Genomic DNA, 577 nt, shown 5'->3' with positions numbered 1-577 from the left:
CAGTGTAGATAAAAAAGCTATTGCATTTTCCAGTATGCAAATATTCAAATTGTTCTTATTTTTTGACGCTAAATAAATGCATACAATTGCACTAATTTTGTAATAAATTATCCAACCAGAATCTAAATTACAATTTTTAATATGCCGTTCTGTGTTGCATACAAAGGTTACTTGCTCAAGACGATATCCAGATCACACAAGGCCAAGTAAGCGATTACATTGTGAAAACAATTTACGAACGCGTTAACTACAGTTCATGTTTGAAATACCAAGATATAACAAATGTGTGAATATAAAATGAATAGTTCAACTGAATGTTGTTTACAGAAAAGACACTTGTAGATTCAGACAAAACAAATCGCTAAAAGTGGGAAAACAGAGCTTAAAAACGGTAGGGAAAGGAGCAGATGGAAACCCGCTTAGACAGGAAGATATAAAAATAAAGGCAGCGTATTTGCTGCCTTTATTTTACAAGTTGAGCTTAAGCTTTCGCTTTTTTACGTTTATCAGTGACTTCCCACTTACCATCAACGTAAAGTGCAGTCCAACCACTTGGTTTACCGTCGTCTTCTGAACG

At 34.5% G+C, this 577-nt stretch carries 1 protein-coding gene; it reads right to left on the bottom strand.

All coding sequences use genetic code 11. The features are described from left to right. Positions 1 to 481: 481 nt before the first annotated feature. Positions 482 to 577: hypothetical protein (locus R8N47_RS28925; RefSeq protein ID WP_412034494.1), on the bottom strand; the 96-nt coding region annotated here is incomplete at its 5' end.

The organism is Vibrio sp. 2132-1 (assembly GCF_033344315.1).
Note: the sequence above shows the minus strand (reverse complement) of the source record. Positions and strands in the feature narration are given on the sequence as shown.